Origin of the sequence: Cupriavidus sp. UBA2010 (genome assembly GCF_002335265.1) — a bacterium.
Taxonomy (GTDB): Bacteria; Pseudomonadota; Gammaproteobacteria; order Burkholderiales; family Burkholderiaceae; genus Cupriavidus; species Cupriavidus metallidurans.
Genome location: NZ_DDCI01000013.1, coordinates 83,646 through 106,282 on the forward strand (window position 1 = coordinate 83,646; position 22,637 = coordinate 106,282).

Genomic DNA, 22,637 nt, shown 5'->3' on the forward strand with positions numbered 1-22,637 from the left:
TTCTCGGAGGAGACATGCAATTCACCACGCTTACGGTTACCGCTGAACGTCACGTCGCGACGGTCACGCTCAATCGGCCCGACGTCCGCAACGCATTCAACGAGACGGTCATCGCGGAACTGACCGGCGCGTTCCGTGCGCTTGGCGATACGCCCGACGTGCGTGCGATCGTGCTGGCGGGTAACGGCCCGGCCTTCTGTGCCGGCGCGGACCTGAACTGGATGAAGAAGATGGCCGGTTACTCGAATGACGAGAACCGCGCCGACGCGCTGACGCTGGCGCAGATGCTGCACACGATCTGGTCCTGCCCGAAGCCCGTGATCGCGCGTGTGCACGGCGATACCTATGCCGGTGGCGTGGGTCTGGTGGCGGCGTGCGATGTGGCGGTAGCGGCCGAGGGCGTGAACTTCTGCCTGTCCGAAGCGCGCCTGGGCCTGTTGCCGGCGACGATCAGCCCGTATGTGATTCGCGCGATGGGCGAACAGGCCGCGCGCCGCTACTTCATCACCGCCGAGCGGTTCGATGCGGCGGAAGCGCTGCGCATCGGCTTCGTCCATGCCACGGTGCCGGCAGCGGGGCTCGACGCCAAGGTGGCCGAACTGGCCGCGGCGCTGGTCGGCAACAGCCCGAATGCCGTGCGCGAAAGCAAGCGGCTGGTGCAGGACGTGGCCGGCCGCGCCATCGACAAGGACCTGCTGACCGATACCGCGGACCGGATCGCGGTCATCCGCGCGTCGGAGGAGGGCCGCGAAGGCGTGCGTTCGTTCCTGGAAAAGCGCGCGCCTGCGTGGAAGCCGCAGTAACGGCAATCGGGCGCCAGCCCTCTCGCGCTTGCGGGAGGGTGCGGCCCCGCCACATCGAGAGATTTTTTTTGTAGCGCGTTAGCCGATGTTATCGGCGCGTAGCAGGTAGCAGGGCGAAGTGCACGGCACTGCGGGCGACAAGATCGTCCAACGTCTGTGAAATTGCACTCAACTGGCTGAGTGCGGCCGGTTTGCCAATCCGGCGGGGACCTTCCTACCATGAGCTTCCCACATCCGGCCGTGCGTGATGCGCGGGCGGACACTCATAGGAGAGTCCCTTTGACACATCCTGTCCTCGATTCCGGAGGCGGTGACACGTCGCTCGCGGCACGCAGCCAGCGCGCCGTGTGGCATCCGTGCACGCGCCTGCGTCCCGACGCCAGCGCCAACGAGCCGCCGCTCGCCATCGCACGTGGCGAAGGGCCCTGGCTGATCGACGCTGGCGACAAGCGCTACTTCGATGCCATCAGCTCCTGGTGGGTCAATCTGTTCGGCCATGCCAACCCGGCCATCAACGCCGCCATCGGCGAACAACTGCAGACACTGGAACACGTGATGCTGGCCGGCTGCACGCACGCACCGGCCGTGGAACTGGCCGAGCGGCTGACGGCGCTTACCGGTGGCGCGCTCGGCAACGCGTTCTATGCGTCTGATGGCGCCTCTGCCGTCGAGATCGCGCTCAAGATGAGCTTCCACTACTGGCGCAACACCGGCCTCACGGCCAAGCGCGAGTTTGTCTGTCTGCGCCATGGCTATCACGGCGAAACCGTGGGCGCACTGGCCGTGACCGACGTGGAGATCTTCCGCGATGCCTACGATCCGCTGACGCGCCGCGCCCACGTGGTGATGTCTCCCGATGCACGCCAGGCCGCGCGCGGTGAATCCGCCGCCGATGTGGCCACCCGGGCGCTGGCTGAACTCGAAGCACTGCTGCGCGAGCGTGCCGGCCAGATCGCGGCGCTGATCGTCGAGCCGCTGGTGCAGGGCGCGGCTGGCATGGCGATGTACGACCCGTCATATCTCGAAGGCGCGCGCGCGTTGTGCGATCGCTATCGCGTGCACCTGATCGCCGACGAGATCGCCGTGGGCTGTGGCCGCACCGGCACGTTCTTCGCCTGGGAGCAGGCACGCGGCGGCGACGCCGTGCCCGCGCATGCCTGGCCGGATTTCCTGTGTCTGTCGAAGGGCATTACCGGCGGCTACCTGCCGCTGTCGCTGGTGCTGTCGCGTCCCGAGATCCAGCGTGCGTTCGTGGCCGACGATATCGCGCGCAGCTTCCTGCATTCGCATTCGTACACGGGCAATCCGCTGGCCTGCCGGGCCGCGCTGGCCACGCTGGACCTGTTCGAATCCGAAGACGCGCTCGCCAGCAACCGTGAGCGCGCGCAATGGCTTGGCACGGCGATGGCCGGTATTGCCGCCGACCCGCGCGTCAGCCACGTGCGCCAGCGCGGCATGATCTGGGCCGCCGACATCGACCCGCAGGCAGCGGGGGCGAACTTTGCCGGACGCTTCCATCTGGCCGCGCGCGAACGCGGCGTGCTGGCGCGCCCGATCGGGCACACGCTCTACGTGATGCCGCCGTATGTTTTCGATGCCGGGCTGGCCAACTGGCTCGGTGAACAATTGCTGGACACGCTGCAGGCAGTGCTCGATCCGGCGGAGGAGGCACGCCATGTTGCTTGATCACCTGAAACGCGTGGCCGCGGAACGCGAAGCCCAGTCGCTGACGCGCCGTCGCCGCATTGCTCACACGGCCTGCGCGCCGCACCAGTCGGTGGGCGGGATCGACGCCACACCCACGCCGCTGCTCACGTTCTGCAGCAACGACTACCTGGGCCTGGCCAATCACGGCTCGATCGCGCACGCGCTGGCCGAAGGCGCGCATCGCTACGGTGCGGGCAGCGGGGCATCGCACCTGGTCAGCGGGCATTCGCTGGCGCATGCGCAGCTCGAGCGCGAACTGGCGCGCTGGCTGGCGCCATACATCCCGCAGGCGCAGGCGCTGTATTTCTGCACCGGCTACATGGCGAACCTGGCGGTGCTGACGTCGCTCGGCGCGGCGGGTGCGACGCTGTTCTGCGAATCGCTCAACCATGCCTCGCTGATCGACGGCGCGCGTCTGGCACGTGCCGATGTCCAGCGCTACCCACATGGTGATACCGGGGCGCTTGACGCGCTGCTGGCGGCCAGCACGACTGCCTTGAAGCTGATCGTGACCGATAGCGTCTTCAGCATGGATGGCGATATCGCGCCGCTGGCGGCGCTGCTGGAAGTCGCCGATCGCCATGATGCATGGATCATCGTCGACGACGCGCACGGCTTTGGCGTGCTCGGCGAGAACGGCCATGGCGTGTTCGAACACCTGGGCCTGCGTTCGGAGCGGCTGATCTACATCGGCACGCTCGGCAAGGCCGCTGGCGTGGCGGGCGCATTCGTCGCCGCGCACGAGACGATCGTCGAACACCTGATCAACACGGCGCGCCCGTACATCTACACCACGGCAGCACCGCCAGCGGTGGCCCACGCGTTGCTGACGAGCCTGGAAATCATCGCCGGCGAGGAGGGCCGCTCCCGCCGGGCGCATCTGGCCGGGCTGATCGCGCAACTGCGCGTGGGGCTCGCGGTGCTGGCCGCCCAGGCGGGGTGGTCGCTCGGTGAGAGCGAGACCGCTATCCAGCCGCTGATCGTTGGCGACAATGCCGCCGCGCTGGCGCTGTCGGCCGCGCTCGAAGCCGAAGGCATTCGCGTTGGGGCGATTCGCCCGCCGACGGTGCCTGCCGGTACCGCGCGGCTGCGCATCACGCTGTCGGCATCGCATTCGGCAGCCGACGTGACGCGGCTGCTGGAGGCCATCGCGCGCGCCGTGCCTCAACTGCACAAGGAGGCCGCATGACCGGCATCGCCGACCGGCCAGAACGCTTCGCCTGCTTTATCACCGGTACCGATACTGGCGTGGGCAAGACGCATGCGACCGCCACGCTGCTGCACGCGCTGCATGGCGCGGGTTACAGCACGGTGGGCATGAAGCCCATCGCCGCGGGCGGAGAATGGCTCGACGACCAGTGGCAGAACGACGACGTCGATCAGCTTCGCGCGGCCGGCTCGGTGATCGTGCCGCAGGAAGAGATGTGCCCGTTCTTCTTTCGCACGCCGGTATCGCCGCACCTGGCCGCCGCGCTGGAAGGCGCGCGCATTACGCCCGAGCCGATCCGCGATGCATTCGAGTCGTTGCGCCAGCACGCCGAGGCCGTGGTGGTCGAAGGTGTGGGCGGCTTCATCGTGCCGCTCGACATGGGCGCCGCGCGCTGGAACACGGCGGACCTGGCCGTGATGCTCGACCTGCCGGTGATCATGGTGGTCGGCATCCGCCTGGGTTGCCTCAGTCACGCCATGGTGACCGCCGAAGCGATTCGCGCGCGCGGTCTCAGGCTGGCAGGCTGGATCGCCAACCGTATCGACCCCGACATGCTGCTGCCGAGCGAGAACATCGTCACGCTGCAGGATGCGCTCGAAGTACCGCTGCTGGGCGAACTGCCGTGGCAGGTCGCGCCCGCCGTGGCAGCCCAGTACCTCGACCTCGCGCCGCTGCTATCGGCCGCGCCATCCGTTGTTCCCCATCACAGTGCCGCGACGCCTCGCGCGTGAAGTGGCCAAGCCGAATCCACTACCGAACCCCATACCGATCATGACGCAACAAGCCAACCAGACCGTCGCCACCATTTCCGCCGAAGCCCTGCGCCAGTCGGCCCGCAATATCGCGGCCGCCGCGCCGAAGGAGGGCGATGCATGGCGTGTCGACGATGTCGCCGCACTGTTCGCACTGCCGTTCAACGACCTGCTGTTCCGCGCCCAGCAAGTGCATCGCGAGCACTTCGATGCCAACACCGTGCAGCTTTCCACGCTGCTGTCGATCAAGACCGGTGGTTGCGAGGAGGACTGCGGCTACTGCCCGCAGAGCGCCCACCACGATGCGGGCGTGAAGGCCGAGAAGTTGATGGACCTGGAGGCCGTGCTCGACGCCGCCAAGGCGGCCAAGGCCAACGGCGCCACGCGCTTCTGCATGGGCGCGGCCTGGCGCGAGCCGAAGGAGCGTCACCTCGAGCCCGTGATCGACATGGTGCGCGAGGTCAAGGCGATGGGCCTGGAAACCTGCGTGACACTGGGGATGCTCAAGGCCGAGCAGGCGCAGCGTCTGAAGGACGCGGGCCTCGACTACTACAACCACAACCTCGATACCTCGCCCGAGTTCTACGGCAAGATCATCACCACACGCACGTACCAGGATCGCCTGGACACCATCGGCCATGTGCGCGAAGCCGGCATCAACGTCTGCTGTGGCGGCATCGTTGGCATGGGCGAAGCCCGTGAGGCGCGTGCCGGCCTGATCGCACAACTGGCCAATATGGACCCGTACCCGGAGTCGGTGCCCATCAACAACCTGGTGCAGGTGGAAGGCACGCCGCTGGCGGGTACCGAGGCGCTGGACCCGTTCGAGTTTGTCCGCACGATCGCGGTGGCCCGTATCACGATGCCGCGCGCGATGGTGCGCCTGTCCGCCGGCCGTGAGGCCATGGATGAGGCGCTGCAGGCACTGTGCTTTATGGCGGGCGCGAACTCGATCTTCTACGGCGAGAAGCTGCTGACCACCGGCAATCCCCAGGCTGACCGTGACCGCGCGCTGCTGGCGCGTCTGGATATCCGCGCCGAAGGCTACGCGGGGTAAGCCGTCCTGGCGCCTGTTTCCCACAACGTGGGAAACAGGTGCCTCCCATCGATCCGCTATGCGGAACGCGCTTCCGCAATCCAACCGCTGACCCGCGACCTCTGCCAAAATACTTCATCCCATCCCCCAAAAAGAAAACTGGAGTCGAGATGAAGTTGCAGCTGTACGTGCCGGATGGCCGCTATGCCCCGTGGATCGATGGTTTTGCCGAAGTACTGCCGGAAGCGCAGTGCGTGACCTGGGAAGACAGCCAGGGCCAGTCCGTGGACTACGCAGTGGTGTGGCGTCCGCCGGTGGAAATGCTGAGCGGCCGTACCGATCTCAAGGCCATCTTCAATCTCGGCGCCGGTGTGGACGGCATCCTGAAGCTGAATGCCCAGCATCCCGACGCCCTGCCGGCCGGCGTGCCGATCGTCCGGCTCGATGACGCCGGCATGGCGGCCCAGATGGCCGAGTACGTCACGGCCGCCGCGCTGCGTTACTTCCGCCGGCTCGATGTGTACGACGCGCAGGAACGCGCCGGCACGTGGAAATTCCAGAAACCGCATCGTCGTGCCGATTTCACGATCGGCGTGATGGGCGTTGGCACGCTCGGTGCCCATATCGCCCGCACGCTGGCTGGCTTCGGCTTCCCGGTGCGCGGATGGAGCCGCTCGCCGAAGGCGGTGGACGGCGTGCAATCGTTCCACGGTGAAGACGGGCAGGCCGCCTTCCTTGATGGCTTGTGCGTGCTGGTCAACGTGTTGCCGCTGACGCCCGAGACCCAGGACATTATCGACACGGGCCTGCTGCATCGCCTGGCGCACGGCGCCTACCTGATCAATGTGGCGCGTGGCCAGCACCTCGTGGAAGAGGATCTGCTCGCCGCCGTGCGTGAAGGACAGATCGCGGGTGCCACGCTTGACGTGTTCCGCACAGAGCCGCTGCCTGCCGATCATCCATACTGGCAGGAGCCGCGCATCACGATCACACCGCATATCTCGGCGCTGACGCTGCGCGAGGACAGCATTGCGCAGATCGCCGGCAAGATTCGCCTGCTTGAGTCGGGCAAGCCGATCGCCGGCGTGGTGGACCTGCTGCGCGGCTACTAGACCGCGACGCGCCCAGACAAAGGAGACACGATCCATGAGCGAGAGCCCCACGCTTCCCGATGCCGCGCAACGCGTGGCCGATCTGTTGGTCGGCATCGGCCACGACCGCCCCGTGGTAATGCTGCCGGCCACCGGCAAGACCTCGGCGGAAGCGGCCGCCGGTCTGGGCTGCACCGTGGCCGAGATCGCGAAGTCCATCATCTTCCGCCGCGTGGAAGACGATGTGCCGGTGCTGGTGATCGCCAGCGGCAGCAACCGCGTCGACGAGGCCAAGGTGGCGGCACGCGTGGGCGCGCTGGGCAAGGCCGACGCCAAGTTCGTGCGCGAGAAGACCGGCTACGCGATTGGCGGTGTCTGCCCGATCGGGCACGCCGTCGCACCCGTGATGTTGCTCGATCAGGACCTGTTCCAGTACGACAGCGTGTGGGCAGCCGCGGGACATCCGCATGCGGTCTTCAACCTGACGCCGCAACAGCTTCAGGCGATGACCGGAGCGGAAGTCGCGGACGTGGCCCAGGTGACTTCGGCATGACCGCCGCGCAACGCCGTCTGCTGGCCGATCTGGTGCGTGGCGCTGCCGCGGCACAGATCGTCGCGCCGGTGCCGTCGCCCTGCCGCAACGTCTGCAAGATGGACGCGGCCAGCGGCTATTGCGAAGGCTGCCTGCGCACGATTCCGGAGATCGCGGGTTGGTCGAAGGCCGATGACGAGGAACGCCGCCGCATCTGGGCCCTGCTGCCCGAGCGCGTGCCGCGTCTGTGCGCCGCGGGGAGCGAAGCATGAGCACGCCTCCGTTGCTGCCATCGACGATGCGCGTGTTCGAGCGCGGCTGGCTATCGGCAAACAACATTCTGTTCATTGACGATGCCGCCCGGGAGTCGGCGCTCGTCGATACGGGCTACGTCACACACGCAGCGCAGACCGAGGCGCTCGTGGCGGCGGCGCTCGATGGCCGGCCGCTGACTCATATCATCAATACGCATCTGCACTCCGACCATTGCGGCGGTAACGCGGCATTGCAGGCACGCTGGCAGCCCCGCACGGCGATTCCGGCGGCGGAGGCCGCGGCGGTCGCGTCCTGGGACCATGTCGCGCTGTCGTTCGATGCCACGGGTCAGCAGTGCGCACGCTTCGGCTTCGATGCCGTGCTGCAGGATGGGGGCCGTCTGCGGCTCGGCGGAATCGATTGGGACGTGGTGGCTGCTCCGGGCCATGATCCACACGCGGTGATGCTGTTCGCGCCGTCGCACGGCATTCTGATTTCAGGCGATGCGCTCTGGGAACGCGGCTTCGGCGTGATCTTTCCGGAGCTCGATGGCGAAAGCGGCTTCGTCGAGCAGGCCGCCGTGCTCGACCGCATCGCGGCGCTTGATGCGCGCATCGTGATCCCCGGACACGGGCGGCCGTTTGACGATGCGAAAGGCGCCATCTCGCACGCCAGAAGCCGGCTCGACTACCTGCAAGCCGACGGCGCGCGCAATGCCATCCACGCCGTGCGCGTGCTTGTGAAATTCAAGCTGCTGGAACTGCAGACGGTTTCGCGCGAGGCGCTGTTCGCATGGATGCGCGACACACCGCTGATGCAGCGCATTCACGCGCGCTTCATGGCGGCGCAATCCATCGAGGATGTGTTCGACCAGACGTTGCGCGCGCTGGCCAAGGCGGGTGCGCTGACGACCGAAGGCGATCAGGTCCGCAACCAGGACTGAGAATGCAGCCGCTGCGGGGCAAGGACTTCCTGTTGCGACCGTTCCGCGCCAGCGACGTGGACCCGTTCGTTGCCGCCGTGCGGGAGTCGATGGGCACCGTGGGCGCGTGGATGCCATGGGCCCACCCGGACTACAACACGCTCGATGCGCAGGAGTGGTTCGCGCGCTGCGCGACGTGCATGGACGAGGGCACCGCGTATGACGTCGGCGTGTTCTCGGCCGACGGGCGCACGCTGTACGGTGGCGTGGCCATCAACCAGATCCGTCGCGAGGACAACCTTGGCAATCTCGGTTACTGGATTCGCCAGAGCCATCAGCGGCAGGGCCTGGCGTCGGGCGCGGCAACGATGATGGCTTGCCACGGATTCCACGCGCTGGGCCTCACGCGGATCGAGATCGTGGCAGCCGAGACCAACCTCGCAAGCCGCGGCGTCGCCGAGAAGATCGGTGCAGCGTTCGAATGCATCGCCCGCAACCGCCTGATCCTGGGCGGCCGGCCCGTGGCGGCCGCCGTGTATTCGCTCGTGCCCGAGTCATTTGATTTCGGCCGATAGCCGTCGTTATGCGCGCCCCTCCCCCGTGCGCGGGAGAGGGGCGCTTCCAGATCGTCAGAACATCGTCCGCATTCCGATCTTGACACTGCGACCCGGCAGCGGCGCGATGTCGCGCAGGATCGACGTGGCGCTGCGGGCTTCCGTATTGGTCAGGTTGTCGCCGCGGAGGTAGAGCAGCGTCTGGGTACCCGACACCTTGAGCTTGTATGTCAGCGATACGCCCAGCATCGTGTATGCGTCGGTCGGCGTGTCGCCGGTCGGCACGCGGGTCTGGCGCGCGTTCCAGTCCACATTGATGCGCGCGCCCCACGGGCCGGCCGCATAGACCAGCGATCCACCCAGGCGCAGCGGTGCCAGTCGCGGCAGCGGCTCGCCGTTGTTGCGGTTTTCGCCATGCACGTAGTCGGCGCGGGCCTCGAAGTCGAGGGTGTCGCCGGTGGTCAGCATCTTCTGCAGCAGGCGCGTCTTGCCTTCCGCCTCGAAGCCATACAGCGTGGCCGGCACGCCCGCGTATTGCAGGACAGGCAGCGCGCCGTCGCTGCCGGCCGTCACCACATTGCCTTCGGCATCGCGGAACGTGCCCGTGTTCAGCAGCGCAAGGTAGTTCTGGAAGCGGCTGTAGTAGCCCGACACGCTGCCGCTATGATCCCCTTGCTTGAAGCGCATGCCGAGGTCGATCGACGTGGCGCGTTCCTTGTTCGCATTCGGGTCGCCGATTTCGTAGGCGTTGGTGGCCAGGTGCGGACCGTTGGCGTACAGCTCGTAGAACGTTGGCGCGCGCTCGGTGTACGACAGGTTCGACGTGACGGTCCAGATCGGATTGAGCTTGTACAGCAGCCCGGCCGACGCGCTGCCCGCGTTGAAGCTGCGGTTGTCGTCGGTGAAGCGATCGTTGCCGTTGGCGCTGGCCTTGACGCTGCTGTGGTCGATGCGGCCGCCAAGGTTGAGCTTGAGATCACCCGACGAAATCAGCGGCAGTTCCTCGAAGACGAAGAGCGCGGCGTTGTCGGTGGTGGTGCTCGGGACGAAGGCTTCCTCCCCCAGCGCCGAGAAATCGGAATGGCCGAACTGCGTGCCGATCACGCCGCTCATGTTCCCGATCTTGCCGTGCGTGGCCTCGATGCGCGTATCCCAGCCACGGTTCTTGAACGTCGTGCCGGTCACGCCGTTTTCGAGTTCGCGGTGTTCGTAGTCGGTGTAGTTGAAGCTGCCCTTCACCGATTCGATGATGCCGTTGGTATTGCCGGCCAGATTGCGCGCCTCGCCCGCCAGGCCGATGCGGTCCTGTCGCATCTTGATGCGGGCGTCGGCCTCGGCCGGGGTGCCGTAATCGTTGCGGTAGGTCGAGTAGTTGGCGCCGAGGAAACCGTCCGCCCAGGTGTAGGAGCCGCCCATCGAGCCGCCTTCCTGATGGGAGCTCGTATTCGGCAGCGTGCCGTAGGCCTCGCTCTCTCCTGCGGGCAGCGGCTGCGTGGCACGCAGGTTGGCGCTGCGCGCGAATCCGGGAATGCGCAGGTCGCTGGTCTGGCGGACAAAGGCGTCGGCGTGCACGGCGAAAGTGCCATTGCCCGCTTCCAGCAGGCCGCTGGCGTTGCGCCCCTTGTCACCACCGATCGTGCCACTGACATCGGCCGCGCCGGATACCCCGGTGACGGGGTCGCGCGGGATGCGGTTGTCGATCACATTGACCACGCCGCCCAGTGCATTGCCGCCGTACATCAGCGCCGCGGGGCCGCGCACCACTTCCACTTTCTCGGCAACCAGCGGGTCGATCGGCACCGCGTGGTCATAGGACAGCGACGATGCGTCGAGCGTGGAGCCGCCGCTCTGCAGCAACTTGATGCGGTCGCCATCGAGGCCGCGGATGGAAGGACGGCTCGCGTTCGGACCGAAGTAGGTGGAGGTGACGCCGGGCATGCCGTTCAGCGTCTCGCCAAGCGTGCTGGTCTGGCGCACGGTCAGCGCGTCGCCACCGAGCGTGGAGACGGGCGCGACCATCTCGTTCAGGTCGCTGCCGAGCGGATTGGCCGTGACCACCACTTCCTTCAGCGTTTGCGGTTGCGTTTGCGGCGCGGCCGGCGCGGCTGCAGCGTTGTCCTGGGCCATCGCGTGCGAGGCAGCGCCGGAAGTGACGATCAGGGCGGCAAGCGCCGCCAGCGGGGTGCGACGCACCGCCGGAATACGGGTGTTGTTCGAGAACATGGCTCGCGATTTTCGTTTTCGTTCATGCGTGCGCGGTGCTGCGCGGGCGAGATGCCCGGCACCGCGCCGTGAGGCAGGCGCGAGCGCGCGGCAAGATACCGCGCTCCCGGCCAATCAGGCGAAAGCGAATGCGGCCGGTGGGGCGCGCGAGCGGAATGGTTGCGCGGACGGCAGGTCCGGCCAGCGCCAGGCCAGGTTGGCCGGCTTGACCGGCTTGCCGAAGGCGAGCAGCGGCAGATGGAAGCTGCCGACGTGAATGTCGGCCACGGTTGCGCCGTCGAACAGCACGCAGGAGTGAAGGCCGAGCTTCAGGGAAAACGGTTCGGTGTGCGTTGCATCGTCGGACGTCACCGTCAGCGCCGGCTGCGAGGCGTTGGGCAGGCCACCATGCAACACGCGGTGGACCAGACCCGCGTGCTGGGCGAGCAGCAGGCAAGCGACCAGCCACAGCACGGCCCAGAGGCTCGGGCCGCGCGCGCGCAAGCGAGAGAGGGTGCAGGGCTCAGTGCGCATGTCCGCAATCGCACGGCCCGTCGCCATGATCGTGGTCGTGGCCGTGATCATGGTCGTGGTCGTCATCGAACGCGTTACCCCAGTCGGGGAACGGATCGGGGTAGGCCGCCCACGCCTCGGGGCCGGCGGCCATTTCGTCGTCGGTCAGCAGGCACGCATCGAGTTGCGCTTCGAGCGCGTGCGCGTCGAGATCCAGGCCGATCAGCACCAGTTCCTGGCGACGGTCGCCGTACTCTGCGGGCAGGCCGTCCTCGATCAGGTCGGCCTCGATGGCGGCGCGTGCCGGACCTTCGGGCGGCCACTCCTCGGCGTCGATCGCTGCCCACCATGCACCGGCGGCGCCGGGACGGCACACGCCGCCTGCCTGGCTCCAGTCGCCGGCGATGTCCATGCGGCTGGCGAGCCAGAACAGGCCTTTCGAACGCAGCACGTCGCCATGCTCGCGCATCCATTCGGTATGGATCAGGTCCGCGAAACGCTGCGGGTGAAACGGGCGGCGCCGGCGGTAGACCAGCGTCGACACGCCGGCGGCATCGGGCACCGTATCGCCCTGCAGCGCGGCTTGCCAGCCGGCGGCGTTGGGTGTGGCGTCGATGTCGAAGCGTCCGGTGCCCAGCACGCGCGCGGCGGGCACCTGGCCGTGGCTCGCATCGACGATGTCGGCGCGCGGATTGAGCGCATGGAGCATCACGTGCAGGCGCCCAAGCTGGCCGGCATCGACGAGGTCGATCTTGTTGACGACGAGGACGTCGCATACCTCGACCTGGTCGATCAGCACGTCGACGACCGTGCGGTCGTCGTCATCGTGCGCGGCCAGCCCGCGGGCCGACAGGAAGTCGGCGTCGTGGTAGTCCTGCAGGAAGCGGCTGGCGTCGATCACCGTGACCAGCGTGTCGAGGTGCGCCACGCTGGTGGTCTCGCCGTGCTCGTCCTCGAAGGCGAAGCCCTCGGCCAGGCCCAGCGGTTCATCGGTGGCGCCGGCTTCGATCACCACATGGTCGTACTGGCCGGTCTGGGCCAGCCGTTCGACTTCGGCAAGCAGGTCGCCATGGCTGTCGACCACGGCCACGCGCGCGCCGGCCTGGGCTTCCAGGTGGCGCAGCACGGTGGTCTTGCCGGCGCCGGTAAAACCGGACAGCACGGTGACGGGCAGACGAACGGCCATGATGATCGATGTTGATGCAACAAAGTTGCGACTGTAGCAGAAAGCCTGTCCCGGGGACAGGCGGTCATTCTGAAATCATTCTGCAATGGTAGTGTCGCAATCGTTACACCATCAAGGCAAATACGACTCCGGAAAAGAAAAAGCGGCCCGGATCACCGGGCCGCCGAGTTTTCCGCCTCTCGAAGGATCGAATCAGTCCCCGAACAGCTTTTGGCGCAGTTCGCGGCGCTGTTGCGCTTCCAGCGACAGCGTGGCGGTCGGACGGGCCAGCAGGCGCGGCACGCCGATCGGCTCGCCTGTTTCTTCGCACCAGCCATAGTCGCCGGATTCGATGCGCTGCAGCGATTGCTCGACCTTCTTCAGCAGCTTGCGCTCGCGGTCGCGCGTGCGCAGTTCCAGGGCGTGTTCTTCCTCGATCGTGGCGCGGTCGGCCGGATCCGGCACGATGACCGTTTCGCGCAGGTGTTCCGTCGTCTGGTCCGCATTCTTGAGGATTTCGTCGCGAAGCTGCTCAAGGCGATTTTTGAAGAAGGCGAGTTGCGCCTCGTTCATGTAATCCTTGTCGCTCATCTTCAGGATTTCAGCTTCAGTCAGAAGTTTGTTGCTGCTCATGGTCCCTGCTGATTCTCTTGTTGATGCGACCGGCGGCGTCGTCGTCCGCTCGGGTGCAGTGGCCGTCCGCTTGCGCGGGGCGGCTGTTTCACTCTGGCTGGCTGCAGTCTTGCTGCTTCGCGTGCCTCCCTTGGCCTCGCCCGCATCGGCGTGCGCCGCCGTACTGCCGCGAGGAGCTGGCGTCGCCTTTGCAGGCGCTGCCTTGCGCGTCTCCACCGCAGCGCTACCAGTCTTGCTGCGGCTTTCCTTCGTCTTTGTTGCGGCTGTCATGGGGACACCTCTCTACGCGTCGAAGAGTGACGGCGCATTGTCGAGGCGACCCCAGGCGGAGGGCGGTCTCCGCACAAAGCCCACGACCGCGCCTGCTGGCGGCCCCGCCTCATGCTGACGACGACTGCCGCCCTGCGGATACGGATGCGGCCAAAACGTGCGCCGTCCGTATCAAATCCGGCCTATTGTACTTGAACAACTTTCCGGTAGATATGGGAGAAAACCGGACAAAAGCCACGAGTTTTCCCTGTACCCCCTTTCGGGAGGGATTATCGGGCCGGATTTACGCAAGTGTCTGATGATGCACTAAACGCAAAGTCAGGCGAGGCAGGCCGTCAGTCCCTTCAGAATTGCGTCACGTGGCAGGTCCACGCCAATGAAGACCATCTTCGTGCACGGTTGTTCATCTTCCCACTTGGCGCCGATATCGCTGCCCATGAGCTGGTGCACGCCCTGGAACACCACCTTGCGGTCCACGCCTTCCATATAGAGCACGCCCTTGTAGCGCAGCAGCTTCTCGCCATACACGGACAGGATGCCTGACAGGAATTCCTCGAGCTTGCCGTAATGGAACGGCTTGTCGCTGCGGAAGACGAACGACGCGATCCGGTCGGTGTGGTGGTGATGGTGGTGGTGGTCGTGCGCGTGGCCGTGCCCATGATCGTGGCCATGTTCATGGCCGTGGTCGTGACCGCAATCGGCGCCGCAGTGTTCGCCGTGCTCGTGGTCATGGTCATGTTCGTGCTCGTCGGCGCGCAGGAAATCGGGGTCGATCTCGAGCTTTTCGTTCAGGTTGAAGCCGCGCAGGTCGAAGATCAGGTCGATCGGCGCTTCGCCGAAGTGCGCGGCGTTGATCGGCGCGCGCGGGTTCATGTGCAGCAGGCGATGACGCAGATCCGCCACCTCGGCTTCGCTCACCAGGTCGGCCTTGGTGATGAAGATCGCGTCGGCAAAGCCCACCTGGCGCTGTGCTTCTTCCTGCTTGTCGAGCTGCAGGTTGGCGTGCTTGGCGTCGACCAGCGTGATCACGGCGTCCAGCAGGTAGCGCGAGGCGATTTCCTCGTCCATGAAGAACGTCTGCGCCACCGGGCCCGGATTGGCCACGCCCGTGGTTTCGATCACCACGCGATCGAACGCGATCTTGCCCTCATCGCGCTGGGTGACCAGATCGGAAAGCGCCTGCACCAGATCGCCGCGGATCGTGCAGCAAATGCAGCCGTTGCTCATCTGCACGATCTGCTCGCGGCCGTCCTGCACCAGGATCTCGTTGTCGATGTTTTCTTCGCCGAACTCGTTTTCGATCACGGCGATCTTCATGCCGTGCTGCTCGTTGAGGATACGCTTGAGCAGCGTGGTCTTGCCGCTGCCGAGGAAGCCGGTAAGGATCGTGACCGGAATCAGTTTGGACATGTTGTTGTACTCCGAGAAAAGGTCTCGCCGTCGAAAGGTGTCTGGATGTGTCAGTGCGCGGATGCGTCGCCGTGCGATCGGCCGCATTCGGCGCAGATGCCGTTGACCGTCAGTTCCACATGTTCGATCGCAAATCCGTTGGGTACCCGGGGGGCCACGGATTTCCCGGCCGACTCCAGGCAGAACGTGCGATCGCAGCGTGTGCAGTGAAAGTGGCTGTGCTGTCGATGGACTTCAGCGCGCGCCGCTTCGTGCTCCACAAGCGAGAAGCGGAACACGCGGTCGCTGCCGGCGCGTTTCTGTGCCAGGCCCTGGTCCACCAGCCAGTCCAGCACGCGGTACACGGTCACGCGGTCCACGTCGCCTTCGGCCGGCAGGTGATCGATCACGGCCTGGTGGGTGAGTGGCTCGGGTGCTTCGATCAGGCAGGCCAGAATTGCCAGGCGCGGTTGCGTCACACGTGCGCCAAGCTGGCGCAGACGCAATTGCGCCGCGGCCAGCGGATCTCCGGGCATGACTGCGTCATCGGACGCAGCCGCATGTGGGGTGGTGCGTGTCATGCGAAGGATTTAACCATAGGCCCCTACCCGATGCAATTCAGTTGCACCAGCAGGGTCTTCGAGACGGCGGTGCGCCGGGATTCCGCCTATGATCGGCACAAAGCGCCAAAAAAGGCGCCCGGAGACAAAGTCATGCAGAACGATGCCAGTGCGTTGCTGTTTCCCAATTTCGAGTGGTTCCGGCTGAAGGTGGACGAGGTGGAGATCGCTGGCGTGCGTGGTGGCTCCGGCCCGCCGCTGCTGTTGCTGCACGGGTTTCCGCAAAGCCACCTGATCTGGCACAAGGTGGCCCCGGCGCTGGCCGACCGCTTCACGGTGATTGCCACCGACCTGCGCGGATATGGCAGCAGCAGCGCGCCACCGGCCAGCCCTGGGCACGAGGCCTACAGCAAGCGCGAGATGGCGCGGGACCAGGTGGAGGTCATGCGCCAGCTCGGTTTTTCCCGTTTCGCGCTGTGCGCCCACGACCGTGGCGCGCGTGTGGCGCATCGGCTCTGCATCGACCACCCCGAGGCGGTCAGCCGCGCGATGCTGCTCGATATTGCGCCGACGCTGGCGATGTACGAGGCCACCAGCATGGCCTTTGCCGCCGCCTACTGGCACTGGTTCTTCCTGATTCAGCCGGCGCCGTTTCCGGAAACCTTGATCAACGCCGAGCCCGCGTTCTTCATCGACAAGCTGCTGGGCTTGCGCCACGCCGGCCCGAGCCCATTCGCCCCCGATGCGATGGCTGCGTATGTCGCCGCGATGCAGGACCCGGCGCGCGTCCATGCGATGTGCGAGGACTATCGCGCCGCCGCTACCATCGATCTGGACCACGACCGCGCCGACCGCGAGGCCGGGCGCAAGCTGGCCATGCCCGTACGCGTGCTATGGGGCGAACACGGCGTGGTGGCGCGCTGCTTCGAGCCGCTGGCGCTCTGGCAGGCCCTGGGCGACGCAGTCAGCGGCGCGACGTTGCCGTGTGGCCACTATGTTCCGGAAGAGGTGCCCGAGCCGCTGCTTGAGGAAATGCTCGAATTCTTCCGCTAGATGATAGTGGATCACATTCTCACGGGTTAGCCCCTATACCTCGCAATTGTCCGGGGTTGCTAACATCCACCTCCGGCTCCGCCTGTCGGCGGGGTTCGCTGCCGCTTATCACCACTTACATAGATAGATGCCGATGGTCATCGTGGCGATTCCACCCGGATCGCCACGTTCGGGCGTGCCATGAAGACTGGCCTGCCCGGCGGCATACGCGGCATTGGTACGGGGTATAGAGGGAATCAGGAGAGACGTATATGAAACGAGTTGCATTGAAATTCGCGGCCGTGCTGGCTGTTGCCGGCGTGGGCGTTTTCTCGGGAGCGCAGGCGGAGGAATATCCGGCCGGCAAGCCTGTGCAGGCGGTAGTGCCGTTTGCTGCTGGCGGCCCGACCGACAAGGTCGCGCGTGAACTGACGATGGTGATGTCCAAGCACCTGGGCACCACGATCGTGATCGAAAACCTGGGTGGCGCTGGCGGCACGATCGGCGCGAAGAAGGTGGCTCAGTCCAAGGGTGACGGCTACACGATCCTGATTCACCACATCGGCATGTCCACCGCCCCGGCGCTGTACCGCAACCTGGGCTTCGATCCGCTCAAGGACTTCGAGATGGTCGGCGAGATCGCCGACGTGCCGATGGTGCTGGTGGGTAACAAGCAACTGCCGCCGGCCAGCTTCAAGGAACTGGTGCCGTACATCAAGGCCAATTCCAGCAAGCTGTCGCTGGCCAACGCCGGTATCGGCTCGGCCTCGCACCTGTGCGGCCTGCTGTTCCAGAGCGCAATCCAGACCGAACTGACCACCGTGCCGTACAAGGGTACTGCTCCGGCACTGACCGACATCCTCGGCGGCCAGGTGAACCTGATGTGCGACCAGACCACCAACATCGCCGGCCAGCTCAAGGCGGGCGCGCTCAAGCCGTACGCGGCAATGCAGCCGCGTCGCGTCGAAGCGTTCAAGGACATCCCGACCGCCGCCGAGCAGGGCCTGCCGGGTGTGGAGGTGAAGATCTGGCACGCGATGTACGCACCGAAGGGCACGCCGAAGCCGGTGATCGACAAGCTGTCGGCCGCGCTGCAGAAGTCGGTGGCCGACCCGAACTTCCGCGCCAAGATGGCTGAACTCGGTGCCGAGGCCGTGCCGGCCCAGCGCGCCACGCCGGATTCGCTGCGCCCGTTCCTGGCGTCGGAAATCAACAAGTGGACGCCGGTGATCAAGAAGGCGGGTGTCTACGCGGACTGATCGGCAATCGCTGCTCCGTGCCGCAAAGGCCACGCGTATCGCGTGGCCTTTTTTATTGTCCGTCCCGTCCGCAGATAGGGATGGCGGCGGGAAAACGGGCGATTTCCTATATTGGAGAACCGTATCGGCGCCGGGCTCTTGAAAGCGGCTGAGCCGACGCCACCTACGCGGCTGACACCTATCACGGAAGGCACCATGGAACAGTATCACGGCACCACCATCGTCAGCGTCCGCCGCGGCAATCAGGTCGCACTGGGCGGTGACGGCCAGGTCACGCTGGGCAATATCGTGATGAAGGGCACCGCGCGCAAGGTACGCCGCATCTACAACGGCAAGGTGCTGGTCGGGTTTGCCGGCAGCACGGCCGATGCTTTCTCACTGCTCGACCGCTTCGAAGCCAAGCTCGAGAAGTACCAGGGCAACCTGACCCGCGCCGCGGTGGATCTCGCCAAGGACTGGCGCTCGGATCGCGCGCTGCGCCGCCTGGAAGCCATGCTGATCACGGCAGACAAGGACACCACGCTGGTCATCACTGGCAACGGTGATGTGCTCGACCCCGAAGGCGGCATCGCCGCGATCGGCTCGGGTGGCGCCTACGCGCAGTCCGCGGCCAAGGCACTCGTGGAGAACACGGAGCTGCCGCCGAAGGACGTGGTCGAAAAGGCCCTGACCATCGCGGGCGAGCTCTGCATCTACACGAACACCAATTTCGTTATCGAAACCCTCGACTGACGCGCTGAACGGATTCCCATGTCGCACACCATGACCCCGTCGGAAATCGTTTCCGAACTCGACAAGCACATCATCGGCCAGAACAAGGCCAAGAAGGCCGTGGCCGTGGCGCTGCGCAACCGCTGGCGCCGCCAGCAGGTGGCAGAGCCGCTGCGCCAGGAAATCACGCCGAAGAACATCCTGATGATCGGGCCGACTGGCGTCGGCAAGACCGAAATCGCGCGCCGTCTGGCCAAGCTGGCCGATGCGCCGTTCATCAAGATCGAGGCAACCAAGTTCACTGAAGTCGGCTACGTCGGCCGCGACGTGGACACGATCGTGCGTGATCTGGCCGAAATGGCCGTCAAGCAGACGCGCGAATCGGAAATGAAGAAGGTGCGCACCAAGGCCGAGGAAGCAGCCGAGGACCGCCTGCTGGACGTGCTGCTGCCGCCGCCGCGCGACATCGGCTTTGCCCAGCACGAGGAGAAGGACTCGAACACGCGCCAGGTCTTCCGCAAGAAACTGCGCGAGGGCGAGCTCGACGAGAAGGACATCGAGCTCGAGGTCTCCGCCGGGATGCCGAACATGGACATCATGGGTCCCCCGGGCATGGAAGACATGACCGAGCAGATCCGCTCGATGTTCGCGGGTCTGGGCCAGGGCAAGAAGGCGCGCCGCAAGATGAAGGTCAAGGACGCATTCAAGCTGCTGATCGATGAAGAGGCCGCCAAGCTCGTCAATGAAGAAGAGCTCAAGCACAAGGCCATCGCCAACGTCGAACAGAACGGCATCGTGTTCCTGGACGAGATCGACAAGATCGCCAGCCGCAGCGAAGTGGGCGGCGGCGAAGTGTCGCGCCAGGGCGTGCAGCGAGACCTGCTGCCGCTGGTCGAAGGCACCACGGTGAACACGAAGTACGGGATGATCAAGACCGACCACATCCTGTTCATCGCGTCCGGCGCGTTCCATCTGTCGAAGCCGAGTGACCTGATTCCGGAACTGCAGGGTCGCTTCCCGATCCGCGTGGAACTCGAATCGCTGTCGGTGCAGGACTTCGAGGCCATCCTCACGCAGACCGATGCCAGCCTGACCAAGCAGTACCAGGCGCTGCTGAAGACCGAGGAAGTGGAGCTGCAGTTCTCGCCGGATGGCATCCGCCGCCTGGCCGAGATCGCGTTCTCGGTCAACGAGAAGGTCGAGAACATCGGCGCGCGTCGTCTGTACACAGTGATGGAGCGCCTGCTCGAGGACCTGTCGTTCCACGCAACGAAGTCGTCGGGGGAAACCGTGACAGTCGATGCGGCATACGTCGATGCGCGCCTGGGTGACCTGGCGGGCAACGAGGATCTGTCGCGCTACGTGCTGTAACGCGGGCCGAAGCCTGAAAGTAAAAGAGCCGGGTTGAACTGACCCCGTAAAGTTGGACGGGTAAGTTATGCGGCCAAGGGCTGAGTCCTGTATTGCACAGGACTCAGCCCTTTTAGCTTGAGCTTGATGCGGTCGTGATTGTAATAGTGGATGTATTCGGCAATGCCGTGACGCAGTTGATCGACATCGGCGAAGCGTTCTAGCCGGAAGCATTCTGACTTGAGCGTGCCGAAGAAACTCTCCATCGACGCGTTGTCCAGACAGTTGCCCTTGCGGGACATGCTCTGGCGCAGCCCCCGCGAGGCCAGTTTGCTGCGATACGCTGCCATTTGATAGGCCCAGCCTTGATCCGAGTGCAGCATTGGCGTCTCGCCCGGGCGCAGCTTTCGCAGCGCCTTGTCGAGCATTTCTCGGATCAGCGTGTAGTCAGGCCGCTCACTGGTTTGCCAGGCGATGATCTCCCCGTTGTACAGGTCGAGGACGGGCGACAGGTATAGCTTCTTGCCGCCAACGTTGAACTCCGTCACGTCCGTTACCCACTTCTCGTTCGGCTTGCTCGCCTCAAACTCGCGTTGTAGCAAATTGGGGGCGACCTGCCCGACTTGCCCGCAGTAAGAGCGGTATCTCTTTGGCCGCACGAGCGACTTCAACTGCAGCTCCGACATCAGTCGTTGTATGGTCTTGTGATTCACCAACGTCCCTGCCTGACGTAGCGTCGCCGTGATCCGGCGATAGCCATATCGGCCCTTGTGCTGGGCATAGATCTGCTGAATGCGCTCCTTGAGCTCGCCGTAGCGATCCTCTGCCTGGCTGGCCGCCATCTGGTAGTAGTACGTGCTGCGCGCGAGGTTCGCGGCGTTGAGCAACATCGACAGCGAATGATGCTCGCGCAGCGCGCTCACGACTCGCGCCTTTTCTTTGGCGCCGCTTGCTCCTTGGCCCGGAGCAGGGCATCCAACTTTTTTAGGTACGCCACCTCCGCGCGCAGGTATTCGATTTCCTTGAGCAAGTCTTCGCGTGAGCGCTCGTCCTGAGTGGGCTCGGGGGTAGATTGGGGCGGCTGTTTGGGCTGGGTCAATTTGGGTGGCCGGCCTTTGCGGCGCGGCTTGAGGGCTTCGAAACCGCCCTCATGATACTGGCGCTCCCAGCGGCTGATCCCGCCCGCGTCACGAAGATCGAACAGCGCGCTCACCTGTCGATAGGACAACTCGTCGCGCCACATGCGTCGCAGCACCTTCAGCTTGAACTCGGCGCTGTACGCTTCATGCTTCCGGCGCAGCCCAGATTCCCCATGATGCTCCCACGCGCCGATCCACCGCTGGAGCACCGCACGGCCCACACCGTACTTCTGACTTAGCGCCCGCGTCCCGCCTCCGTCCGTCAAATACTCCTGAACTACTCCGCGCTTAAATGCCTCGTCGTACTTCGTCATGAAAAACACCCCAAAGGTTGGATGGGTGTCCAACTTTTGGGGTGCAGTTCAGGTGACCGGCTCTTTTCGCTTGGGGTGGCGTCGGACGCCCGGTTGCTCAGTGCGAGTGCACGTGGCCGCCGGCAGGTGGCAACACCTCAAGCTCCGCTGCCGGGGTCTTCAGGTCCCGGGTGGTCTGCCCATCGGCGGGAATCTGGGTCCATTCGGACTTGCCGCTCTCGCATTCCTGCAGCACCGGGAAGTAGAGCTTGCCGCCTTGTTCGGGCAGCTTCATCAGCATGCGGAACTCGTCGAAGTGTTCGTCGGCGAGCGTGTTGCCGAACCACCGGATCGTATGCACGTCCTCGTCGATGGTCTTGCCATGCGAGGTATAGGGCTTGGCGAGCTTCGCCCGTTTGATCTCGAGTTGCCAGCCCGGCTTCGGTTGCGGATGCACGCCCTGCACGCCATCTGGGATCGTCACCGTTACCGCGCGCGTCGCGCTGCCGTTGCAGCCATGGCCGACCAGCAGCGTGCCCTTGTAGTAGCTGCCCGCGGGCGCCTGCTTCTGCTCGAAAACGATATGGGCCGAAGCCATGGGGGCGGCAATGATAAGCAACGATGCCAGCAGGGTGCGGATGTTCATGGGGAAAGGTCGGAATGGCGAGCCGTGATAGCGCGCCAGTCTAGCGCCAAAGCGCGTTCGCACCGTGCGACCTGGTGACGCAGCGCATGGCGTGAGGGCGTTCACGTCCTCGGCTGGGCGTTGATGTCAGCGCGATGTATTGCCTCTGCTCACGCCGGTAAGGTTGGTAAGCATTGGTAAGCACACTGGCGCGGTCCTATCGGGAAATGAGACCCTTGCGCATCTTGATGGTCCTGGGAGTCTGCCCATGTCGCAGAACATTTCGCGAACCCCCTTTTTCCATCGCAACCAGGTGCGCAAGCGCCGAGTGGCGATGGCCACTGTTGGCGTCATGGCCGGCATTACCGCGGCAACGTTGTTCCTGTGTGTTCGTCCGACGATGGCGCAGCAGGGTGTCGCCGCATTGCCGGTGACAGATTCGGCCCACGCCGATCAGCCCGAACGTCGCGCCATGCACGAAGGCCAGGCCGCGGTGGCGGCCCTGGCGATGGCGTCCGGCGCGATGGTGACGCTGGCCGATCGCCATGCGACCGATGCCGTGCGCATTGCCGATGCGTCTGCGTCGACGGATGCCGACGATCTTGGTTGGGACTACGTCCAGTTGCGCCTGTAA

Annotated in this window: 23 protein-coding genes; 15 read left to right on the forward strand and 8 right to left on the reverse strand. The window is 65.4% G+C overall.

The window, feature by feature from the left end; genetic code table 11:
• The first annotated feature begins 14 nt into the window (after positions 1-14).
• From B2246_RS09000 to B2246_RS09045, 10 genes are all read left to right on the forward strand, one after another.
• A complete protein-coding gene (locus tag B2246_RS09000) occupies positions 15-803 on the forward strand; it encodes an enoyl-CoA hydratase/isomerase family protein (protein ID WP_008642865.1) in 789 nt (262 codons plus the stop codon).
• Positions 804-1,082: 279 nt separating this feature from the next.
• Positions 1,083-2,489, forward strand: a complete 1,407-nt coding sequence (gene bioA / locus B2246_RS09005) for an adenosylmethionine--8-amino-7-oxononanoate transaminase (RefSeq protein ID WP_286880062.1) — start codon at positions 1,083-1,085, stop codon at positions 2,487-2,489.
• Positions 2,479-3,699: an 8-amino-7-oxononanoate synthase gene (bioF, locus tag B2246_RS09010; RefSeq protein WP_286880061.1), complete on the forward strand. Its 1,221-nt coding sequence runs from the start codon at positions 2,479-2,481 to the stop codon at positions 3,697-3,699. Before bioA ends, bioF begins: the two co-directional genes overlap by 11 nt.
• Positions 3,696-4,451, forward strand: a complete 756-nt coding sequence (gene bioD, locus B2246_RS09015) for a dethiobiotin synthase (RefSeq protein ID WP_035881250.1) — start codon at positions 3,696-3,698, stop codon at positions 4,449-4,451. Before bioF ends, bioD begins: the two co-directional genes overlap by 4 nt.
• A 40-nt stretch (positions 4,452-4,491) precedes the next feature.
• Entirely contained in the window at positions 4,492-5,529 is a 1,038-nt protein-coding gene (bioB, locus tag B2246_RS09020; RefSeq protein WP_008642857.1) for a biotin synthase BioB, read from the forward strand.
• Between the two features lie 149 nt (positions 5,530-5,678).
• Positions 5,679-6,620 (forward strand): 2-hydroxyacid dehydrogenase, encoded by a 942-nt coding sequence (locus tag B2246_RS09025; protein ID WP_286880060.1) that lies wholly within the window; start codon positions 5,679-5,681, stop codon positions 6,618-6,620.
• A gap of 34 nt (positions 6,621-6,654) precedes the next feature.
• A complete protein-coding gene (locus B2246_RS09030; RefSeq protein WP_008642855.1) occupies positions 6,655-7,152 on the forward strand; it encodes a YbaK/EbsC family protein in 498 nt (165 codons plus the stop codon).
• Complete coding sequence (locus B2246_RS09035; protein WP_286880059.1) at positions 7,149-7,403, forward strand: DUF1289 domain-containing protein; 255 nt, start codon at positions 7,149-7,151, stop codon at positions 7,401-7,403. Before B2246_RS09030 ends, B2246_RS09035 begins: the two co-directional genes overlap by 4 nt.
• Entirely contained in the window at positions 7,400-8,329 is a 930-nt protein-coding gene (locus tag B2246_RS09040; protein ID WP_286880058.1) for an MBL fold metallo-hydrolase, read from the forward strand. The genes B2246_RS09035 and B2246_RS09040 overlap by 4 nt, the downstream gene beginning before the upstream one ends.
• Before the next feature lie 2 nt (positions 8,330-8,331).
• Positions 8,332-8,883 (forward strand): GNAT family N-acetyltransferase, encoded by a 552-nt coding sequence (locus tag B2246_RS09045; RefSeq protein WP_286880057.1) that lies wholly within the window; start codon positions 8,332-8,334, stop codon positions 8,881-8,883.
• 54 nt (positions 8,884-8,937) lie between these two features.
• Here B2246_RS09045 and B2246_RS09050 read toward each other — a convergent pair whose 3' ends face one another.
• The 6 genes from B2246_RS09050 to B2246_RS09075 all read right to left on the reverse strand — a co-directional run bounded on the left by B2246_RS09050 (position 8,938) and on the right by B2246_RS09075 (position 15,615).
• Entirely contained in the window at positions 8,938-11,085 is a 2,148-nt protein-coding gene (locus B2246_RS09050; protein ID WP_286880056.1) for a TonB-dependent receptor, read from the reverse strand.
• Between the two features lie 114 nt (positions 11,086-11,199).
• Positions 11,200-11,649, reverse strand: a complete 450-nt coding sequence (locus B2246_RS09055) for a hypothetical protein (protein ID WP_080709638.1) — start codon at positions 11,647-11,649, stop codon at positions 11,200-11,202.
• Positions 11,588-12,763: a GTP-binding protein gene (locus B2246_RS09060; RefSeq protein ID WP_008642845.1), complete on the reverse strand. Its 1,176-nt coding sequence runs from the start codon at positions 12,761-12,763 to the stop codon at positions 11,588-11,590. Before B2246_RS09060 ends, B2246_RS09055 begins: the two co-directional genes overlap by 62 nt.
• A 192-nt stretch (positions 12,764-12,955) precedes the next feature.
• Positions 12,956-13,375 carry an RNA polymerase-binding protein DksA gene (gene dksA / locus B2246_RS09065; RefSeq protein ID WP_008642844.1) on the reverse strand — a complete coding sequence of 140 codons (420 nt, stop codon included), beginning with the start codon at positions 13,373-13,375 and terminating at the stop codon, positions 12,956-12,958.
• Between the two features lie 588 nt (positions 13,376-13,963).
• Positions 13,964-15,055, reverse strand: a complete 1,092-nt coding sequence (locus B2246_RS09070) for a CobW family GTP-binding protein (RefSeq protein WP_035881253.1) — start codon at positions 15,053-15,055, stop codon at positions 13,964-13,966.
• 50 nt (positions 15,056-15,105) lie between these two features.
• On the reverse strand, positions 15,106-15,615 hold the full coding sequence (locus B2246_RS09075) for a Fur family transcriptional regulator (RefSeq protein WP_040010895.1): 510 nt from the start codon (positions 15,613-15,615) through the stop codon (positions 15,106-15,108).
• A 132-nt stretch (positions 15,616-15,747) separates the two neighbouring features.
• On the opposite strand from B2246_RS09075, the gene B2246_RS09080 reads away from it, so the two are divergent.
• The 4 genes from B2246_RS09080 (at position 15,748) to hslU (ending at position 19,967) form a co-directional block, all read left to right on the forward strand.
• Positions 15,748-16,647: an alpha/beta fold hydrolase gene (locus B2246_RS09080; protein WP_008642841.1), complete on the forward strand. Its 900-nt coding sequence runs from the start codon at positions 15,748-15,750 to the stop codon at positions 16,645-16,647.
• Between the two features lie 251 nt (positions 16,648-16,898).
• A complete protein-coding gene (locus tag B2246_RS09085; protein WP_008642839.1) occupies positions 16,899-17,885 on the forward strand; it encodes a tripartite tricarboxylate transporter substrate-binding protein in 987 nt (328 codons plus the stop codon).
• A 195-nt stretch (positions 17,886-18,080) separates the two neighbouring features.
• Positions 18,081-18,617 carry an ATP-dependent protease subunit HslV gene (gene hslV, locus B2246_RS09090; RefSeq protein ID WP_008642837.1) on the forward strand — a complete coding sequence of 179 codons (537 nt, stop codon included), beginning with the start codon at positions 18,081-18,083 and terminating at the stop codon, positions 18,615-18,617.
• An 18-nt stretch (positions 18,618-18,635) separates the two neighbouring features.
• Positions 18,636-19,967 carry an ATP-dependent protease ATPase subunit HslU gene (hslU, locus tag B2246_RS09095; protein ID WP_008642835.1) on the forward strand — a complete coding sequence of 444 codons (1,332 nt, stop codon included), beginning with the start codon at positions 18,636-18,638 and terminating at the stop codon, positions 19,965-19,967.
• A 65-nt stretch (positions 19,968-20,032) separates the two neighbouring features.
• Here the strand turns inward: hslU and B2246_RS09100 are convergent.
• A protein-coding gene (locus tag B2246_RS09100; protein ID WP_286880051.1) for an IS3 family transposase occupies positions 20,033-21,399 on the reverse strand; the annotation gives its coding sequence in 2 pieces (ribosomal slippage) (positions 20,033-20,922 and positions 20,922-21,399; 1,368 coding nt in all).
• Positions 21,400-21,496: 97 nt separating this feature from the next.
• Positions 21,497-22,024 carry a YcnI family protein gene (locus B2246_RS09105; RefSeq protein ID WP_286880049.1) on the reverse strand — a complete coding sequence of 176 codons (528 nt, stop codon included), beginning with the start codon at positions 22,022-22,024 and terminating at the stop codon, positions 21,497-21,499.
• A gap of 247 nt (positions 22,025-22,271) precedes the next feature.
• Here B2246_RS09105 and B2246_RS09110 point away from each other — a divergent pair, with 247 nt between their 5' ends.
• Positions 22,272-22,637 carry a hypothetical protein gene (locus B2246_RS09110; protein ID WP_035881257.1) on the forward strand — a complete coding sequence of 122 codons (366 nt, stop codon included), beginning with the start codon at positions 22,272-22,274 and terminating at the stop codon, positions 22,635-22,637.

Coding starts and splice junctions, on each gene's coding strand:
- B2246_RS09000 (WP_008642865.1), top strand. CDS start 15: ATGCAATTCACCACGCTTACGGTTACCGCTGAACGTCACGTCGCGACG.
- bioF (WP_286880061.1), top strand. CDS start 2,479: ATGTTGCTTGATCACCTGAAACGCGTGGCCGCGGAACGCGAAGCCCAG.
- bioD (WP_035881250.1), top strand. CDS start 3,696: ATGACCGGCATCGCCGACCGGCCAGAACGCTTCGCCTGCTTTATCACC.
- bioB (WP_008642857.1), top strand. CDS start 4,492: ATGACGCAACAAGCCAACCAGACCGTCGCCACCATTTCCGCCGAAGCC.
- B2246_RS09025 (WP_286880060.1), top strand. CDS start 5,679: ATGAAGTTGCAGCTGTACGTGCCGGATGGCCGCTATGCCCCGTGGATC.
- B2246_RS09030 (WP_008642855.1), top strand. CDS start 6,655: ATGAGCGAGAGCCCCACGCTTCCCGATGCCGCGCAACGCGTGGCCGAT.
- B2246_RS09035 (WP_286880059.1), top strand. CDS start 7,149: ATGACCGCCGCGCAACGCCGTCTGCTGGCCGATCTGGTGCGTGGCGCT.
- B2246_RS09040 (WP_286880058.1), top strand. CDS start 7,400: ATGAGCACGCCTCCGTTGCTGCCATCGACGATGCGCGTGTTCGAGCGC.
- B2246_RS09045 (WP_286880057.1), top strand. CDS start 8,332: ATGCAGCCGCTGCGGGGCAAGGACTTCCTGTTGCGACCGTTCCGCGCC.
- B2246_RS09050 (WP_286880056.1), bottom strand. CDS start 11,085: ATGTTCTCGAACAACACCCGTATTCCGGCGGTGCGTCGCACCCCGCTG.
- B2246_RS09055 (WP_080709638.1), bottom strand. CDS start 11,649: ATGATCACGGCCACGACCACGATCATGGCGACGGGCCGTGCGATTGCG.
- B2246_RS09060 (WP_008642845.1), bottom strand. CDS start 12,763: ATGGCCGTTCGTCTGCCCGTCACCGTGCTGTCCGGTTTTACCGGCGCC.
- dksA (WP_008642844.1), bottom strand. CDS start 13,375: ATGAGCAGCAACAAACTTCTGACTGAAGCTGAAATCCTGAAGATGAGC.
- B2246_RS09070 (WP_035881253.1), bottom strand. CDS start 15,055: ATGTCCAAACTGATTCCGGTCACGATCCTTACCGGCTTCCTCGGCAGC.
- B2246_RS09075 (WP_040010895.1), bottom strand. CDS start 15,615: ATGACACGCACCACCCCACATGCGGCTGCGTCCGATGACGCAGTCATG.
- B2246_RS09080 (WP_008642841.1), top strand. CDS start 15,748: ATGCAGAACGATGCCAGTGCGTTGCTGTTTCCCAATTTCGAGTGGTTC.
- B2246_RS09085 (WP_008642839.1), top strand. CDS start 16,899: ATGAAACGAGTTGCATTGAAATTCGCGGCCGTGCTGGCTGTTGCCGGC.
- hslV (WP_008642837.1), top strand. CDS start 18,081: ATGGAACAGTATCACGGCACCACCATCGTCAGCGTCCGCCGCGGCAAT.
- hslU (WP_008642835.1), top strand. CDS start 18,636: ATGTCGCACACCATGACCCCGTCGGAAATCGTTTCCGAACTCGACAAG.
- B2246_RS09105 (WP_286880049.1), bottom strand. CDS start 22,024: ATGAACATCCGCACCCTGCTGGCATCGTTGCTTATCATTGCCGCCCCC.
- B2246_RS09110 (WP_035881257.1), top strand. CDS start 22,272: ATGTCGCAGAACATTTCGCGAACCCCCTTTTTCCATCGCAACCAGGTG.